Source organism: Kitasatospora sp. NPDC001225 (assembly GCF_053597855.1).
In genome coordinates this window covers 34,971-49,284 of the sequence record NZ_JBSFJC010000025.1, presented here as the reverse complement: position 1 = coordinate 49,284, position 14,314 = coordinate 34,971, and the positions used below count along the sequence as shown (strand labels likewise).

General features: G+C 75.6%; 13 protein-coding genes. 4 read left to right on the top strand and 9 right to left on the bottom strand.

From position 1 onward, the window contains the following. Positions 1 to 54: 54 nt before the first annotated feature. Together ACWDCZ_RS11490 and manA are read left to right on the top strand one after the other, a co-directional pair. Positions 55 to 987 (top strand): ROK family protein, encoded by a 933-nt coding sequence (locus ACWDCZ_RS11490; RefSeq protein ID WP_449815820.1) that lies wholly within the window; start codon positions 55 to 57, stop codon positions 985 to 987. Between the two features lie 20 nt (positions 988 to 1,007). Further along, positions 1,008 to 2,216: a mannose-6-phosphate isomerase, class I gene (manA, locus tag ACWDCZ_RS11485; protein WP_449815819.1), complete on the top strand. Its 1,209-nt coding sequence runs from the start codon at positions 1,008 to 1,010 to the stop codon at positions 2,214 to 2,216. A gap of 115 nt (positions 2,217 to 2,331) precedes the next feature. On the opposite strand, the gene ACWDCZ_RS11480 is transcribed toward manA, so the two are convergent. The 6 genes from ACWDCZ_RS11480 to ACWDCZ_RS11455 all read right to left on the bottom strand — a co-directional run bounded on the left by ACWDCZ_RS11480 (position 2,332) and on the right by ACWDCZ_RS11455 (position 7,353). Beyond that, on the bottom strand, positions 2,332 to 2,727 hold the full coding sequence (locus ACWDCZ_RS11480) for a DUF2267 domain-containing protein (protein ID WP_049660531.1): 396 nt from the start codon (positions 2,725 to 2,727) through the stop codon (positions 2,332 to 2,334). A gap of 258 nt (positions 2,728 to 2,985) precedes the next feature. Beyond that, complete coding sequence (locus ACWDCZ_RS11475; protein ID WP_074005255.1) at positions 2,986 to 3,564, bottom strand: acyl-CoA thioesterase; 579 nt, start codon at positions 3,562 to 3,564, stop codon at positions 2,986 to 2,988. Then, positions 3,561 to 3,758, bottom strand: coding sequence for a hypothetical protein (locus ACWDCZ_RS11470; RefSeq protein ID WP_049657510.1), 198 nt, complete (start codon positions 3,756 to 3,758; stop codon positions 3,561 to 3,563). Before ACWDCZ_RS11470 ends, ACWDCZ_RS11475 begins: the two co-directional genes overlap by 4 nt. A gap of 371 nt (positions 3,759 to 4,129) precedes the next feature. After that, complete coding sequence (locus ACWDCZ_RS11465; protein ID WP_449815818.1) at positions 4,130 to 5,092, bottom strand: DUF6528 family protein; 963 nt, start codon at positions 5,090 to 5,092, stop codon at positions 4,130 to 4,132. Positions 5,093 to 5,359: 267 nt separating this feature from the next. Further along, positions 5,360 to 6,748, bottom strand: coding sequence for an NAD(P)/FAD-dependent oxidoreductase (locus ACWDCZ_RS11460; RefSeq protein ID WP_449815817.1), 1,389 nt, complete (start codon positions 6,746 to 6,748; stop codon positions 5,360 to 5,362). A 107-nt stretch (positions 6,749 to 6,855) separates the two neighbouring features. After that, the gene (locus tag ACWDCZ_RS11455) at positions 6,856 to 7,353 is read right to left on the bottom strand and encodes a flavoprotein (RefSeq protein WP_181970499.1); all 498 of its coding nucleotides are present in this window, start codon (positions 7,351 to 7,353) and stop codon (positions 6,856 to 6,858) included. Positions 7,354 to 7,854: 501 nt separating this feature from the next. Here ACWDCZ_RS11455 and ACWDCZ_RS11450 point away from each other — a divergent pair. Further along, positions 7,855 to 10,542 carry a LuxR C-terminal-related transcriptional regulator gene (locus ACWDCZ_RS11450; protein ID WP_449815816.1) on the top strand — a complete coding sequence of 896 codons (2,688 nt, stop codon included), beginning with the start codon at positions 7,855 to 7,857 and terminating at the stop codon, positions 10,540 to 10,542. Between the two features lie 115 nt (positions 10,543 to 10,657). Here ACWDCZ_RS11450 and ACWDCZ_RS11445 read toward each other — a convergent pair whose 3' ends face one another. The 3 genes from ACWDCZ_RS11445 to ACWDCZ_RS11435 form a co-directional block, all read right to left on the bottom strand. Continuing rightward, positions 10,658 to 11,587, bottom strand: a complete 930-nt coding sequence (locus ACWDCZ_RS11445; protein ID WP_074005251.1) for an aegerolysin family protein — start codon at positions 11,585 to 11,587, stop codon at positions 10,658 to 10,660. A gap of 121 nt (positions 11,588 to 11,708) precedes the next feature. Further along, positions 11,709 to 12,029 (bottom strand): hypothetical protein, encoded by a 321-nt coding sequence (locus ACWDCZ_RS11440; protein ID WP_449815815.1) that lies wholly within the window; start codon positions 12,027 to 12,029, stop codon positions 11,709 to 11,711. Between the two features lie 227 nt (positions 12,030 to 12,256). Continuing rightward, positions 12,257 to 13,267 carry an FAD-dependent oxidoreductase gene (locus ACWDCZ_RS11435; RefSeq protein WP_449815814.1) on the bottom strand — a complete coding sequence of 337 codons (1,011 nt, stop codon included), beginning with the start codon at positions 13,265 to 13,267 and terminating at the stop codon, positions 12,257 to 12,259. A 126-nt stretch (positions 13,268 to 13,393) separates the two neighbouring features. On the opposite strand from ACWDCZ_RS11435, the gene ACWDCZ_RS11430 reads away from it, so the two are divergent. Further along, positions 13,394 to 14,302 (top strand): LysR family transcriptional regulator, encoded by a 909-nt coding sequence (locus ACWDCZ_RS11430; protein WP_234348579.1) that lies wholly within the window; start codon positions 13,394 to 13,396, stop codon positions 14,300 to 14,302. Positions 14,303 to 14,314: the final 12 nt, after the last annotated feature.

The following is a 14,314-nucleotide window of genomic DNA, read 5'->3' as shown; positions in this document are numbered from 1 at the left end:
CGGCGCCCCGGCCCCCGCGGCCGGGGCGCCGCCCCCTACTTCCTGGAGCCCACCGTGCCGTTCACCCCGCTGTTCGCCGCCCTCGACATCGGCGGCACCAAGATCGCCGGGGCGCTGGTCGACGCCGACGGACGGCTGCGGCACCGGCTCCAGCTGCCCACCCCGGCCACCGAGCCCGGCGCGGCCGTGCTCGCCGTGGTGCACCAGGTGCTGGAGCGGCTCGCCGGGACGGCCGACTGGGCCGCCGTGACGGCCGTCGGGATCGGCAGCGCCGGCCCCGTCGACCTCGCGAACGGCACCGTCAGCCCGGTCAACATCCCCGGCTGGCGCGGCTTCCCGCTGGTCGCCGCGGTCGCCGCGCACCCGGCGGTGGCAGAGCGCACGCTGCCCGTCCACCTCGCCGGGGACGGCGTCGCGATGGCCGCCGCCGAGCACTGGCAGGGCGCGGCCCGGGGCGCCGACAACGCGCTCTGCCTGGTGGTGTCGACCGGCGTCGGCGCCGGACTGGTGCTCGACGGCGCGGTGCGCCCCGGCCCCAGCGGCAACGCCGGCCACCTCGGCCACATCACCGTCGACCTGGACGGCGAGCCCTGCCCGTGCGGCTCCCGCGGCTGCCTGGAGGGCCTCGCCAGCGGCACCGCGATCGCCCGCCGGGCGCTCGCCGAGGGCTGGCGGCCCGTGGACGGCGACCGGACGGCCCGCGCCGTCGCCGCCTCCGCCGCCGCGGGCGACCCGGTCGCGCTCGCCTCCTTCGACCGCGCCGCCCAGGCACTGGCCGCCGGGATCGCCGCCACGGCCGCCCTGGTGGACCTCTCCCGGGTCGTCGTCGGCGGCGGCGTGGCCGAGTCCGGGGACGTGCTGTTCGCCCCGCTCGCCCGCCACCTGGACCGCTACGCCGCCCTCTCGTACATCCGCGGCCTGGACGTGCGCCGCGCCGAGCTCGGCACCGACGCCGGGCTGATCGGCGCGGCCGCGCTCTGCCGCTGAGCCTCCCCGGAGCCGCCCGCATGCCGCCGTTCGCCCTCCTGAAGAACCCCGTCCGCCGCTACGCCTGGGGTTCGCCCACCGCCATCCCCGCGCTCACCGGAACCGCGCCCGACGGCACCCCGCAGGCCGAACTCTGGCTCGGCGCCCACCCGTCGGCGCCGTCCCTGCTGTGCGGGTCCGGCGACGAAGGCGACGGCAGCGGCCCGCGGCCGCTGGACCAGCTGATCGACGCCGACCCGGACGGCCTGCTCGGGGCGGACACCGTCCGGCGGTTCGGCCCGGCGCTGCCGTTCCTGTTCAAGGTGCTGGCCGCCGACCGGGCGCTCTCCCTCCAGGTCCACCCCACCCGCGCCCAGGCCGAGGCCGGGTACGCGGCGGAACAGGCCCGGGGCATCCCGCTGGACGCGCCGGAGCGGGTCTACAAGGACCGCGGGCACAAGCCCGAACTCCTCTGCGCGCTCGGCGACTTCGAGGCGCTGTGCGGCTTCCGCCCGGCCGCCGGCACCGCCCGGCTGCTGGACGCGCTCGGCGTGCTCGCCCCCTGGGCCGCCGCCCTGCGCACCCGGCCCGCCGAGGCCGTGCTGCCCGAGCTGCTGCGCTCCGGCCTGAACGCCGACGGCTCCGAACTCGCCGCCGTCACGGGCGCCCTGCGCCGCACGGCGGCCGCCGGCGGGCCGTACGGCGCGAGCAGCGCCGCGTACGCCCGCCTCGCCGAGGAGTACCCCGGCGACCGGGGGCTGCTCGCCGCCCTGCTGCTCCACCACGTCCGGCTCACCGCCGGGCAGGCGCTGTACCTGGACGCCGGGGTGCCGCACGCCTACCTCCGGGGCGTGGGCGTGGAGTTGATGGCCAACTCGGACAACGTGCTGCGCTGCGGCCTCACCCCCAAGCACGTCGACGTGGACGGCCTGCTGGCGGTCACGGACTTCCGGCCCGGGGAGGTCGAGCCGCTCGCCCCGCGCCCGACCGGCGACGGCTTCGAGGAGGAGTACCCGTCGCCGGCCGAGGAGTTCAGGCTCTCCCGGCTGCGCCCCGGCGCCGCCGCCGTCCGGGTCGACCGCCCCGCCCCGCAGATCCTGCTCTGCGTCTCCGGGCGGGCCCTGCTGCGGGCCCCCGGCGGCTCCGAACTCCCGCTTCCGGCGGGCGCGTCGGCCTACCTGCGCCCGGGCGCCGGGCCGGTCGGACTGACCGGCCCGGGCGCGGAGCTGTTCCGGGCCACCACGGGGTAGCCGCGCCGACCGGCCGAGGCCGCGGAACGGCGGGCGGCGGGCTCAGGCGGCGGGCTCAGGCGGCAGGCACCGGCCGCGGGCGGCAGGCGGCAGGCGGCAGGCACCCGCCGCGGGCTCAGGCCGGTGCCGGGTGGCCGAACAGCAGGTCGTAGCCGTCCGGGAGTTGCTCGATCACCTGGTCCAGCAGCTCGCCGGGGACGAGGTCGGCGACGGCGCTGAGCACGGCCCCGATGTCCCACTGCGCCGTCGCCGGGGTCGCCCCGTCGATCCACCCCACCACGGCCTGTACGAAGCGCTCGGCGGTCAGCGGTTCGGCCGCGGGCTGGGCGTCGCGCAGCAGCGAGGCGTAGGTCTCGGGCAGCGCGTCGGCGAGTTCGCCCCGCTCGGACCCCACCAGGTGCTCGCCGAGCAGGGCCAGCACGACCCGGGTGGCGTGGTCCGCCTCGGCCGCGCCCCGGTACTCGCCGCGCTCCACGACGCGGGCGAGGAAGTCCTCCCAGGAGATGGTCATCGCGTCCTCCTTCCGGTCGGCGGGCTCGGCCGGACCGACGGCGGCGCGCTCGCCCTGGGCCAGGACGGGGATCGCGGTCCGTGACCGCCGTGGGACGTACCGGTGCCCGTGCTGCTCAGCGTAACTCGCCCCGGCGCCTTCGGAACCGGCCGCCGCCGTCGATCACGCCGCCGCCCCGGGGCAACGGTCCGTCCTGCGGTCCACCGGGCTGTTCACCGCACCGCACTGTTCACCGCACCGCACCGCCCGCCGCGCCGCTCACCGCGCCGAGGCGTGGCACCGCCTGCGCGGCCGCCGGGACGGCAGCAGTCCGCCGGTGACCGGGCCGGCCGCCACGCGCTGCGCCGGGGGCGCCGCGCTCACCGCTGCCGCCGCGGTCACCGTGGTGGCCGCCAGGACCGCCTGGGCGCGGGCCGGGTCCGGCATAAACGCCGAGAGAAAGATCCGTTCCGCCGGGCTCAGCGCCCGCGAGCGGCCGGATTCGCGGTCCCGGGCGACCACCACGGTCCGCGCCCGCATAAATGTGAGCCGGTCCCGGCAGACATTCACCTCGACCTGGGCGGAACTCCGTCCGAGCCGTTCCACGGTGAGCACCACCGAGAGCGGCTCGGGCCGGTGGTGCAACTGCTCCAGGTAGTCGATCTCGTGCCTGGCGATAATGAACCCGGACGGGAACAGCGACTCCCGGACGGCGGTTTCGTGGTGGCAGAACAGGTCGTAAATCCCCTCCTGGATGTAGCCGACCAGACGGGCGTTGTTGATGTGCCCGTTCTCGTCGACGTCGCTCCACCGGGTGGGGCAGGACAGCACGTGCACGCCCGGCAGCACCGCGCTCACTGCCGGGTCAGCCCGGCACCGGCGGGGAGGAGCGCGCGCTGCAACCTGGCGTAGTAGCCGGAGTGTTCGGCCGCCATCCGGGCCGCGGTCCAACCCTCTTCGGCCGCCTCGGCGGCGGCCTGGACGACCAGGCTGTCCAGCACCGCGTCGACCGCGCGGCACAGATCGTGGACGGCCGCGAGCCGCTCGGTCACATCCGCCCCGCTCCCTGCGTTCCGGGACGGGAAGGCGGCCAGTGATTCCATCGCGAGTTGAAGGTCGTCGACTCCGTCTGGCCGGTTTTCCGCAGGGAAATTCCGCATGATTTTCTCCATGACTCATTCGGCCATTACGGCCCAGTAGCTAGCGTTCGAATGCACCGGATCGGTGTCGACCCCCCGACCCCACGACGCTATCCCAGCCGACGGGGGTCGACGGATGGTTTGCCGACCGCGACGGAAAACTGACCTCCATCGGAGTAGTTTGTCGGTGTACACAATATGCCCCATCAGTCGAATGCCGTCCGCAATTCGAGTGGTATCCACGACGCGCGGCCCCGGATCGACTCCTCGGGGAACGAAATCTGCTACCAGACGCTCCACCACCTCGCCTTGTACAGGTGCGAGCCCCGCAGCGACCGCGTCCCCTCCGGCCGGTGCAGGGTGATCACCGAGGTGCACCAGTCGCACGGCGCCTCGTGTTCGGGCGCCACCGTGAGCAGCCGGCCGGTGCCGGGTTCGTCGCCGACGCTCTTGAGGTCCCGCTCGGCGGCCGGATCGGCCAGGTGCACGGCGGTGAAGCGGTCGGTGGCCGGGTCGAAGCGCCACAGGCCGGTCAGCGTGGCCACCCAGAACCGTCCGGGATCCGCCAGGACGGGCGCCAGGTCGTGCCCGCCGCGGTCGGGCAGCGGGCTGCTCCGCACGACGGTGAGGGCGGGCGCGGCCGGGGTGCCGCCGACCCGCAGCGCGGTGAGCGCCGTGTCGCCGAGCACCCAGAGCAGGCCGGTCCGCGCGTCCCAGTGCACCCCGTGCGCGCCGGTCAGCGGGAACTCCGCGTACGCCGCGGCCCGCGGGCCCTGCGAGGCCGCGTACAGCCGCACCCAACCGCCCGCGCTCGCCGCCACGGCCACGTTGCCGTCCGGCAGCAGCTCGATGCTGTGCGGGTTGGCGGCCGTCCCGAGGTCCGTCGCCCAGTGGACGCGGCCGGTGGTGGTCTCCACGACGGCGGCCAGCCCGCCGGAGGCGGTGGTCAGCAGGAAGCGCCGCCCCTGCCGGATCCGGGACTTGGCCTCGTCCGGGTCGGTCCAGCTGCGCGCGGGCGTCAGATCCGTCAACTCCGGTGCGCGGTCGGCACTCCAGCCCCACACGACGGGCAGTCGGCCCGGGCCGCGGTAGGCCATCAGCTCCTCGGCGCTCTGCAACACCAGCACGCTGCGCGAGGCCTGGTCCACGACCGCCACCTGCCGGCCCGGCGACCTGGCCCACGCGCCGCTCGTCGGCGCGCAGAGCAGCAGGGCGACCGCGAGGGCCGGCAGTGTTCTCCTCAGCACGCCTTCACCGTGGGTGCTGCGGGCCGACTCCGCTCGGCGGCACGTCCGAACGGACGATCGAAGCGACGGCCGTGGATCGTGCGGCGCCGGCGGCGGGTCCGCCTCGTTCACTGTCATCCGGACATCCTGGCGGGACGACCGCACCGGCGGCCGTCGCACCGGGTCGGCACGCCGCCGGACCGTCAACCCGGTGCCGCCCGCACCCGTTCAACACCCGGTTCCCCGAAGGCCCTGTCGCGGGAGGCCCGGAGGCCCGGGCCCGTAGGCTCAGCGCCCGGCGACCAGGTCCGCGACCCGGGCGATCGGCGAGGTGGTGGCCCGGCCGGCCGCCTCCTGCCGGTCGGCGGCGTGGTACGCGGCGTACATCGCGTGCACCCCGAGCCAGCGCAGCGGCTCCGGCTCCCAGCGCCGCACGGTGTGGCCCACCCAGGGCAGCCGGGTCAGCTCGGTGTCCCGGCCGAGCACCAGGTCCCGCAGGGTGCGGCCGGCCAGGTTGGTGGTGGTCACCCCGCTGCCGACGTACCCGCCGGCCCAGCCGAGCCCGCTCACCCGGTCCAGCTCCACGGTGGCGCACCAGTCCCGGGGGACGCCGAGCACGCCCGCCCAGGCGTGGTCGATCCGGGCGTGCGCGGCGGCCGGGAAGAACCGGTCGAGGACGGCCCGGAGCTGGCGCACCGTCTCCACCTGGGTGCTGCCGTCCGAGTCCGTCCGCGAGCCGAACCGGTAGGGCACGCCCCGCCCGCCGAGCGCGATCCGGTCGTCGGCGGTGCGCTGCGCGTACATGTAGGCGTGCGCGAAGTCGCCCAGCACCTCGCGGCCCTCCCAGCCGGCCTCCGCCCAGAACTCGGCGGGCAGCGGCTCGGTGGCGACCATCGCGGAGTTCATCGGCAGCCAGGTGCGCTTCTCGCCGCGCAGCCCGGCGGTGAACCCCTCGGTGGCGCGCAGCACGTGGTCGGCGGTGACGGTGCCGTACGGGGTGACGGCGCGGGGCTTGCGGTAGCCGCTGCCGGGCAGGATCGCGGTGACCGCCGTCCCCTCGTACACCTCGACGCCCAACTCCCGGACGGTGCGGGCCAGTCCGCGGGCGAGCCGGGCGGGCTGGATGCGGGCGCCGTGCGGCGTCCAGCAGCCGCCGAGGGTGCCGGCGACGTTGATCCGCTCGGCCGCCTCCTTGGCGCCGAGCAGCTCGACCCGGCCCTCGCCGTAGGCCCGCTCGGCCTCGACGTGGGCCCGAAGACGCTCCAACTGCGGCTTGCTGCGGGCGACTTCGAGGACACCGCCGCGCACGATGTCCGCGTCGATCCGCTCGGCCCCGGCGACGCCGACGACCTCCCCGACCGCCTCGTCCATCGCCCGCTGCATCGCGGCCGCGCGCTCCCGCCCGTACCGCCTGGCGAAGGCGCCGCGCCCCGCGAAGCCGTTGTACAGCCAGCCGCCGTTGCGCCCGGAGGCGCCGTAGCCGCAGAACCGCCGTTCGAGGACGGCGATCCGGAGACCGGGGTCGGCCTTCTTCAGGTAGTAGGCCGTCCAGAGCCCGGTGTACCCGCCGCCGACCACGCACACGTCGACGTCCCGGTCCCCGGGCAGCGCGGGGCCCGGCTCCGGCACCCCGTCCGCCGCGTACCAGAACGACACCTCGCCGTTGACCGCCGCCACCGGAAACCTCCCGTACCCTCGCTGACCTGCCCGGACGCTACCTCCGCGGGTTCGGCCCGGGCCACCCCCCACACTGCAAGGATCACCGGGCCCGATCAGCCACCCTGTCAGTCCCGCAGCAGCTCCAGGGCCCGCGTCCAGTCGTACGAGCCCGGCGTGAAGTCCGCGATCCGCACCCCCATCCGCCGCAGCCTCGCCAGGCTGTCCGCATAGGCCGGATGCGCAGCCTGCGCCGCGCTCAGGCAGGGCTGGACGGCGACCGGGACTCCCCAGCCGTACGACTCGCAGAGGATCCCCAGCGCCAGGGTGTCCGAGATGCCCAGGGCCCACTTGTTGAGCGTGTTGAAGGTGGCGGGGGACACGACGAGGGCGTCCGGGTCCGGCAGCGGCCGGGGCTCCCCCGGCTTCCGCCAGGCGGAGCGGATCGGGTACCCGGTCCGCGCCTCGATCGCCTCGGCGTCGATGAACCCCATGGCCTGGGGCGTCGCCACCACCCCCACGTCCCAGTTCTGCTCCTGCGCGGCCGAGATGAGCTCCCCCACCCCGCCCGCGACCCCCGCCGCGCACACCACGACGTACAGCACCGGCTTCCTCGCCTCGGACACCCTCGGCCTCCCCACTCTCGGACTGCTCGCTCTCGACCCGCCTCCGGACCCCCGAACAGTAAGCCGCCCCCGTGGCCCGCTCCACCCGCCCGGTCGACGCCCGACGGAATCGAGCGGTATTCGAACAACCTGGCCGGGCCCCACCAATACGCCGACGAACCGAGTGGGCACGGCCGCACGCCCGCCGCTCCGCTCCGGGGCCCCGCCCGACGGGCCGGGCGGCCGGGTGCGGCCGTCGTCGCAGGCAGGACACCCTGCGGGAAACCCGGCGGTAGCGTCGGGATCAAGCTTCGCCATGAGCATGATCACGCCGTTTTCCGTTTCGACCGGCCGCCTCGCGCCACCCGTGGGTGAAGATCGAACCGGAAAGAGATCGTTCACGATGTTCCTGCGGAATACGGCTCCGACGACCGCGGAAACCCCTGTCCGAACCGCTGGGGACGGCCCGGACCGGTACCACGCGCCGGACCGGCCGAACAGGACCGACAGGATGGGGAGCACATGCTCTTGGAGCGCGACGAGGTGCTGGGCACGGCCTCGGCGGCCGCGGCGGCGGCGCGGGCGGGCAGCGGACGCTGGGTCCTGCTCTCGGCACCGGTGTCCGGCATGGGACGGACCGCCGCGCTGGAGGCGATCGTCCGGCAGCAGGCCGACGGTGACGCCGTACGCGTCGGACGCGCCCGCGGCGTACCGGAGGAGACGGCGTTCCCGTTCGGGCTCGTCCGCCAGCTCTTCGCGGACGACGAGGCCGTGCCCTTCTCCGTCGCGGCCGGAGCGGACGAACAACGGCTGTTCCACGGGCTGGTGACCAGGCTGACCCGGTCCGCCGCCGAGCGGCCGGTCCTGCTCGCGGTGGACGACCTCCACCACGCCGACGAGCCGTCCCGGCGCTGGCTCGGCTACCTCGCCCGCCGCATCGCTGAGATCCCCGTCCTGCTGCTGCTCACCGAGCGCGCCGACCCGTCAGGTCCGGCCCCCTTCCCGCCCGCCACCGGCACGGCCGTCGCCCTCCCCGCGCTCAGCGTCCCCGCCGTCATCCGCCTCGCCCGGGACGCCGGCCTCGACCAGCGCTCCACCGTGGCCTGCGTCGAGGCGGGCATCGGCAACCCGGCCCTGGTGCGGGCGCTCGTCGCCGACTTCGCCGACGGGGCGCTCCCCCGCCCGTCGGCCACCCCGTCACGCAGCCGCTTCCGCGACACGATCGCCCGCTGGCTGGGACGGGCCGACCCCTGCGTCCGCCACGCCTGCCTCGCCCTCGCCGTCGCCGCCGAGGGCGGGATGCCCGTCGGCCCCGGCCTGCTCCACCAGCTCTCCGACCTCTGCACCGCCACCCGCTCCCCGGGCGAACGGTCGGCGCGCCGCATCAGCAGGCTGCTGGACCACCCCCTCGCGCGGGAGGCCGTCCTCGCCGTCGCCGCACCGGAGGAGATCGCCGCACTGCACACCCGCGTCGCGGAACTGCTCGACGAGAGCGGCGCGCCCGCGACCGCCGTGGCCTCCCGGCTGCTGCGGGTCGAACGGCCCGGCGAGGCGTGGATGGCCCGCTCGCTGTCCGAGGCCGCCGAGGAGGCGATGCGCGCCGGTCACGTCGCGGAGTCCGCCGCGTACCTGCGCCACGCCCTGAGCGGCCCGCTCGATCCGGACCGCCGGGCCGCCCTCACCATGCGCCTCGGCGCCCTGGAGCTCCCGCACAACGCGACCGCCGGCATCCGCCGGCTCCGCACCGGACTGGAACTGCACACCGACCTCCGGGACCGGGCCACCGCGGCCACCGCCCTCTGCGCGGCCCACGTCGCGCGCCGGGATCCCGACACCGCGCTGGAGGTCCTCCGCCGGGCCGGTCGCGGCGCCGACGACGACGAACTCGTCCAGGTGCTGGGGACCCTCGGCGCGCTCGTCTCCTCGCACGACAACGACGCCTGGCGCGGCGCCGTCGCCGGCCTGCGCGCACTCGCCCCGACCGCGCCCCCCGCCATCGAGCCCCTGGTGTGCGGACTGATCACCGAGTACGAGGCCGGGGCCGGCCTCTGCTCGGCGGCCGAGGTGCTCGACCGGGTCCGGCCGCGGCTGGCCGCGCCGGTGGACCCGCGGCTGCGGACCGCCTGGCTCGGCAGCGCGGCCACCCTGCTCCAGTGGGCGGACCGCCTGGACGAGGCACGGGAGTTGACCGGCCAGTGCCTGCCCGCCCCGCCCGTCCCCCCGGACCTGACCGACGTGGGCCTGCAGTGCCTGCTCAGCGTCCGGGCCGAAGCAGCGCTCTGGGCCGGGGAGTTCGACCGCGTCATCGCCGAGAACGCCCCCCTGGTGGAGGCGACCGCCGGACAGGGCGTCCGACTGCCGCACCTCGCCGCCATGGTGGCGACCGCCCGGCGCGAGACCGGACGGCGCTCCGCGGCCTGGGAGGCCGTGGCCCTGGTCGGCCCGTCCGGCAGCGACAGCTCCTGGGAGTGGAACGAACTCAGCTACACCCGGGCCCTGTTGCACGCCGCGGACGGCGACTGGCAGGCCGCCCTCGACGACTACCTGGTCTGCGGAGCCGGCCAGCTCGCCCACGACTTCGTCAGCCCGGTCGCCACGCCGTGGCGCTCCGGAGCGGCGCTCGCCCTGGTACGGCTCGGGCGGCGGGACGAAGCCCGCGAACTCGCCGAGGAGGAACTGCGCCACGCCCGGACCTGGGGCACCCCGCGCACCGTCGGCCGGGCGCTGCGGGCGTACGCCGCGGCCGTGGGCGGCCGGCTGGCCCTGTGCTCGCTGACCGAGGGCGCCGAACTGCTCAGGCCGGCCGCCGCGCCCGTGGAACTCGCGGAGGTGCTGATCGACCTCGGCCGGGCCCACATCGAGGCGGGCAGCGGCCGCAAGGGCCGCGACACGCTGCGCGAGGCGCACGCCGTGGCCCTGCGGCTGGCCGGGCCCGCCCCGGAGACCGGCGGACCGGCCCCGGTCGGCCGTCTCCTCGGTGCGGCGGAGGAGGCGCTGCGCGAGGGCGGGGTGCGGAACCGGGACGGCGGGCACGCCCTGAGCCCCGCCGAACGGCGCGTGGCCGAACTGGCGGCGGCGGGGCACACCAACGCCCAGATCTCCTCCGCGCTCTGCCTCACCCGCCGCACCGTGGAGACCCACCTCACCAACGCCTACCGGAAGCTGCGGATCGCCCGGCGCACCCAGCTGGTGGCGGCGCTGGAGCGGTAGCGGCCGCGGACGCGCCTCCGCCCGGGTGCGGATGCACCCGGGCGGGGGCGGCCGGTTCGACCCGGCCCGGCGTGATCAGGGCCCCGGCACCGGATCCCGCGTCAGGACTTCGGCGTCAGGACTTCGACAGGGTGAAGGAGACCGCGGCGTTGTCGCCACTGCCGCCCTGCCAGGTGCACTTGTACCCGGCCGGCGCGTCGCAGCTGTAGCCGTTGCTGCCCCAGTACGGGTTGTTCCAGTGCACCTTGACCTGGTTCTGCTCCCCGGCCACGTTGAAGCTGACCTCACCCTCCGTGCCGGTCATCACGCCCTCCGACTCGCTCGCCCACTTCGCGGTGACACCGGGCTGGACCATCGACGGCGGCATCATGTTGTCGGACCAGATCCCCCACTGCAGGCTCGCGCCGGAGCGGGTGAGCAGCTTCCCCGAGTTGTTGGTCAGGTTGATGCTCGTGCTCCGGGAGGCGCTGGTCAGGCTGGGCATCTCCGCGGCGGCGGCCTTGGCCCGGCTGCGCCCGATGCTGAAGGTGACCGCGGTGTTGTCCCCGCTGCCGCCGCTCCGGGAACAGGTGTACCCGTCCGGGACGGAGCAGCTGTAGTCGTTGCTGCCCCAGTACGGGTTGTTCCAGTGCAGCTTGACCTCGCCGCCGTTGTCGAGCGTGTAGGTGATGTTGCCCTCGGTCCCGGTCGCGAACCCGCAGGACTCGCTCTGCCAGCTGGAGGACTTCGTGTTGGGGATGTAGTCGGACGGCAGCATGTCGTTCGTCCAGCAGCCGTGGTCGAGCTTGTCCCACGTCTTGGTCAGGCCGGACCCGCTGCCGTTGGAGAGCGTGACCTTCGTGGAACGGTCCGCGGCGACCAGCGGCACGTTCGCCGCCGCGCTCTCGGCGGCCGGGCGCTGCGCCGCCGAGGCCTGCGGCCCGTCCTGCCCGGCCGCGGCCTGCGCGGACGGGGCGAGGGCGACCGCTCCGGCCGCCATCAGCACGGCGGTGAGGGCGCCCGCGGCCGTGCGGCCCAGACCGGTCATGGAGGTCGTACGCTGCATGGGTCTACCAACTCTCTTCTCGGCTGGACGAGCGGACACGCGTCACGCTCGCCTTGGTCCCGTCCGGAGGGGGGCGCCGCGGCTGGGTGCCGGCGCCGGGTGACTCACTGGCTGTGGAGACTCACTGGATGTAGAGCTCCCAGGTCTCCACGCCGTTGTCCCAGATCTTCTCGATCCTCATCGCGATGGCGCTCCCGAGGCCGTACAGCACCCAGTACGCGGCCTCGGCGGCGAACTGGGAGTTGTACCGGCCGACCCAGTGCCAGATGTCGAGCGCCTGCGCCGACGCGCCTTCCTGGACGGCGGGCGCCGCGACGGGCGCCGGCGCGGCGTGCGCCGGGGCGGGGGAGGCCGCGGCGGCGTAGGCCTGGGCGGTACCGCCGACGAGAACCGCGGCCGCGAGAGCCGCGCTGAGCGAGGTCGCTCCGATTCGCCTGTTCATGACAAGTATCCCTTCTGAGCGTTCCACGTGAACAGCCGGTCACCCGGGGCCGATCGGTCCCGCCCCGACCCGGCTGCGGGGTGCGGTGGCAGTCACAGACTGGCATCCGACCACCACGCTCGGGCATCGTGGAAAACCGCGAACTTGGCACGGTGGGCGTCCGGCCGAAGGCCCCCGAGCGGCGCCGCGACGGCGCGCTCGGGGGCCGGTACGCACGCGCGACGGGGTCAGCTCGCCGCAGCGGCCGCCAGTTCGGCCGCGGCGTCGGCGCAGCCCCAGCTGAGCGTGACGCCGGCGCCCCCGTGGCCGTAGTTGTGGACGGTCCGGCCGTCCGGCTCCGCCTCGAGGCGGGGACCGCCGTGGCGGGCGGGCCGCAGGCCGACGACGTGGCCGAGGACGCGGGCCTCGCGCAGTGCGGGGATCCGGGCCGTGCAGCGGGCGAGGATCGCCTCGGCGGTGGCCGGATCGGCGACGGTGTTCCAGTCGTCCGGTTCGAAGGTGCCGCCGAGGACGACGTCGGTGCTGCGGGGGTGGATGTACGTGTAGCCGGCCGGGTCGTCCTGGATCCGGGTCGAGGTGGGCAGGCCGGGGTTGCGGACGAGGACGAGCTGGCCCCGGATCGGGTGCACGGCCGGGTCGTCGCAGAGCTGCCGGGCGCCGATCCCGGTGGCGTTGACGACCACGGGCGCCCAGGCGCGGGCCTGGTCGAGGGTGTCGAGGCGGCGGTGGACGATCCCGCCGCCGTTGTCGACGAACCGGCCGAGCAGCCACGGCAGGTAGAGCGGCATCTCGACGGCGGGCGCGGTGAACGACCAGCCGTCCGCGCAGTCCGCCCCGCGTTCGGCGGCCGTCAGCCGGCGCAGGTCGGGGACGGCGTCGCCCCACCAGGGCTGGCCTGCCGACTGCCGCTCGTGCTCCAGCATGCGGGTGCTGCGCATCGAGACGCCGGGCACGCCCTCCTCGGCCTGGCGGGCGAACTCCGCGAAGGCCGTCGCGGACCAGTCCGCCACCCGGCCGCCGGTGCCGGTGGCGACCGGGAACCAGACGGAGGCGGCCACCGCCGAGGTCGTCGACAGCAGCCCGTCGGCCGTCACCACGACGACCCGAAGTCCCTTCTCCTGCAGGCGTATCGCCGTGGTGAGCCCGATGATCCCGCTCCCGACCACGACGACGTCCATCACGCCGTCCACCGTGCCGCCCGTCGCACCGTTCACCGTGCCGTCCGTCGTGCCGTCCATCGCGAACCCCTCCCTCGGAGGCCGCCCGCCGGGTGCCGGCGGCCCTCACCAGGAAAGCGGCTCGCGCCGGAAGCCGTCCAAGACCGGTTCTGTCCGGAAGCGATAAGCCGCCCTTATCATCGCCGGATGGATCTGCGGATGGATCTGCGGCGCATGCGCTACTTCTCGGTGCTGGCGGAGGAGTTGAACTTCACCCGGGCCGCCCGCCGGCTGCACGTGGCGCAGCCGGCACTGAGCCAGCAGGTCAGGGCGCTGGAGCGGCAGCTGGGCGTGGAGCTGGTCGAGCGCACCAGCAAGGGCTGCGCGCTGACCCCGGTCGGGCGCGCGGTCGCCGAGGAGGCCCGGCGGGTGCTGCGGGAGGTGGCGGCGGCCGAGGAGCGGGTCGCGGCGGTGGTCCAGGGGCGGGAGGGACGGCTGCGGGTGGCGTACACCCGCTCCGCCCGGGGCGGGGTCTGCGACGCCCTGGTGACGGAGTTCCGCAACCGCTACCCGCGGCTGGACGTCGCCCTGCAGACCGGTTGGACCTCGCACAACGTCGCCGAGCTGCTCGCCGGGCGGCTGGACGCGGCGTTCGTCCGGCCGCCGCTGGACGTCCCCGGGCTCGACTGCCGGATCGTCGCCGAGGAGGAGCTGCTGCTCGCCGTGCCGGCCGGCCATCCGCTCGCCCGCACCCGGGCCCGGATCGGCCGGCACCGGATCGCGGACGAGCCGGTGGTGCTCTGGCCGCGCCAGAACGGGCCCGGGATGCACGCGCTGATCACCGGGCAGCTGTGGCCGGGCCGGTCGCCGCGGATCGTGCGGGAGGAGCCGGACGACGAGCAGCTCCTGCTGGCGGTGGCGGCGGGGTACGGCATCGCGCCCATCCCCGAGGGCCGGGCCCGGGTGTTCCGGATCCCCGGCGTCTGCCTGCGCCGACTGACGGCCCCGGTGCCGACCGTCACGCTGGGGCTGGCCCACGATCCGCGGACGGCTCCCCCGGCCGTCCAGCTGCTGCTGGCGATGGCTCCGCGGCTCGCGGGGTCCGCGGGCGCCTGACCGGACGCGGGA

Coding starts and splice junctions, on each gene's coding strand:
- manA (WP_449815819.1), top strand. CDS start 1,008: ATGCCGCCGTTCGCCCTCCTGAAGAACCCCGTCCGCCGCTACGCCTGG.
- ACWDCZ_RS11480 (WP_049660531.1), bottom strand. CDS start 2,727: ATGACCATCTCCTGGGAGGACTTCCTCGCCCGCGTCGTGGAGCGCGGC.
- ACWDCZ_RS11450 (WP_449815816.1), top strand. CDS start 7,855: ATGCTCTTGGAGCGCGACGAGGTGCTGGGCACGGCCTCGGCGGCCGCG.
- ACWDCZ_RS11445 (WP_074005251.1), bottom strand. CDS start 11,587: ATGCAGCGTACGACCTCCATGACCGGTCTGGGCCGCACGGCCGCGGGC.
- ACWDCZ_RS11440 (WP_449815815.1), bottom strand. CDS start 12,029: ATGAACAGGCGAATCGGAGCGACCTCGCTCAGCGCGGCTCTCGCGGCC.
- ACWDCZ_RS11435 (WP_449815814.1), bottom strand. CDS start 13,267: ATGGACGGCACGACGGACGGCACGGTGAACGGTGCGACGGGCGGCACG.
- ACWDCZ_RS11430 (WP_234348579.1), top strand. CDS start 13,394: ATGGATCTGCGGATGGATCTGCGGCGCATGCGCTACTTCTCGGTGCTG.